This window comes from bacterium (assembly GCA_035530055.1).
In the GTDB taxonomy this organism is placed as follows: Bacteria; UBA6262; WVXT01; order WVXT01; family WVXT01; genus WVXT01.
Genome location: DATKVN010000022.1, coordinates 1 through 2199, shown reverse-complemented (window position 1 = coordinate 2199; position 2199 = coordinate 1). Strand labels below are relative to the sequence as shown.

3 protein-coding genes are annotated in these 2199 nt (G+C 43.2%); all 3 read left to right on the top strand.

What is annotated here, in order from left to right; translation table 11 throughout:
• On the top strand, positions 1 to 149 hold a 149-nt coding region (locus VMW39_02435), incomplete at its 5' end, for a UDP binding domain-containing protein (protein ID HUW22875.1).
• A gap of 171 nt (positions 150 to 320) precedes the next feature.
• Positions 321 to 1250, top strand: coding sequence for a UDP-glucuronic acid decarboxylase family protein (locus VMW39_02430; GenBank protein ID HUW22874.1), 930 nt, complete (start codon positions 321 to 323; stop codon positions 1248 to 1250).
• Positions 1251 to 1412: 162 nt separating this feature from the next.
• The gene (locus tag VMW39_02425) at positions 1413 to 2117 is read left to right on the top strand and encodes a polyprenol monophosphomannose synthase (GenBank protein HUW22873.1); all 705 of its coding nucleotides are present in this window, start codon (positions 1413 to 1415) and stop codon (positions 2115 to 2117) included.
• Positions 2118 to 2199 lie beyond the last annotated feature (82 nt).

The window sequence follows — 2199 nt, the reverse complement described above, 5'->3', positions numbered from 1 at the left end:
CCGAATGGGAAGAGTTTAAAAAACTTGACCTTAAGAAGATTAAGAGGCTGATGAAAGCTCCCATTATAGTTGATGGAAGGAACGTCTTCGAGCCTGAAAAGATGAAATCTCTGGGCTTTATCTATAAAAGCATCGGCCGTTCCATGTAGGGGCGACATGCAGTTTACCCCGTGCAGCGGGGTGGTCACCCAATAAAACGCGTAGGGGCGACACTCCGTGGTCGCCCGTAAATGTAGCCGCAGAGCGATCGCGTAGGGGCGACACTCCGTGGTCGCCCAACTACATCAATGCTTGGTCTCAATTTGTCGTTAGGAGGAGAAATGAGAATAGTAGTAACAGGCGGCGCCGGATTTTTAGGGTCACACTTATGCGATTTCTTAATAAATGAGGGACATAACGTAATTTGCATAGATAACTTGATCACTGGAAATGCTGACAACATCACCCATCTCATGGGAAATGAGAAGTTCAAGTTTATCCACCATGACGTAACAAATTATATCTTCATCGAAGGCAAACTTGATGCAATACTACATTTTGCCTCTCCTGCCAGCCCGATAGACTATCAAGAACTGCCCATTCAGACGTTGAAGGTAGGCTCCTTAGGGACACACAAAGCGCTTGGACTGGCAAAAGAGAAGAAAGCAAAATTTTTGTTAGCCTCTTCATCTGAGGTCTATGGAGACCCTCTGGTTAGCCCCCAGAAAGAAGATTACTGGGGCAATGTTAATTGTGTTGGTCCTCGAGGCGTGTACGATGAGTCTAAACGTTTTGCCGAAGCGATGACTATGGCTTATCATTACTATCACAAAATTGACACAAAGATTGCCAGAATCTTCAACACTTATGGTTCGAGGATGAGAAGAAAGGATGGTCGTGTCGTTCCCACATTTATTAATCAGGCTTTAGAAGGGAACCCTCTTACTATATTCGGTGATGGTACACAAACCAGGAGTTTCTGTTACGTTTCAGATATGGTGGGAGGCATCTATAAACTTCTCCTTTCCAATATCAATAAGCCCGTTAACTTAGGGAATCCTCAAGAAATGACCGTTAATGATTTTGCTAAGCTCATCCTAAAGTTAACAAAGAGTAAGAGCAAAGTAATTCGTAAATCCCTTCCTGTAGACGACCCCAAAATCAGGCAACCAGATATAACCAGAGCAAAAAAACTGTTGAACTGGTCTCCCAGAGTTTCCCTGGAAGAAGGCCTCCAGAAAACAATAGAATATTTCAAAAAGAAACTGTAATTGAATGTAGCTACAGAGCGAAGCTCTGCCTTGTAGGGGCGACACTCTGTGGTCGCCCAAAGGAAGGGACGGCACGGAGTCCGTCCCCTACAGGGAAGGCAAAGCTTACGCTTTAGCGCTACAGGAAGGAATGTAGCAGCAGAGCAAAGTTCTGCATTATAAATGAAATCAATAATAATAATACCCACATATAACGAAAGGGAAAACATCGAAAGACTGATAGAGGAAATAAAGAACTTAGATAGAGACTTCCATGTCTTAATCATTGATGATAATTCCCCCGATAGCACAGGCAGAATAGCTGACGGGCTAGCAGGGAAGCATTCAGAAATATCTGTAATTCATCGCCCGGGTAAACTTGGTCTGGGAACAGCTTACATTACCGGATTCAAGTACGCTCTGGAGAATAATTACAACTTGATATTTACGATGGATGCTGACTTCTCTCATCAGCCGAAGTATCTAATCGACCTTCTGGAAAAAGCAAAAGAATATGACCTGGTAATTGGCTCCCGATATATCAAGGATGGCAGAATTAAGAATTGGCCTTTCCACAGGCTCATCCTCAGTCAAGGAGCCAATATTTATGTTAGGATGGTAACCGGGCTTCCGATTTCCGATTCTACGGGCGGATTTAACTGTTATCGCAGGAAGATTCTCGAAAATATAGATCTGGATTCAATTATTTCTGATGGATACGCATTTCAAATAGAAATGAAATACAGATTGTGGAAAAAGAGATTTTCCATCAAAGAAATTCCCATCACTTTTATTGACCGCACTCGCGGCACATCAAAAATTTCAAAACGAATCATTTTTCAAGCCTTCTTTTTAGTCTGGAAACTTCGCCTAAGTTCGAGCGATTAACCATACTCGCAGGGCTTCAACTTATGGAGAAGGGTCTGGAGTCCGCCCGAAAGGGCAGTCAATAAGTCGGAACCTTGCTTTC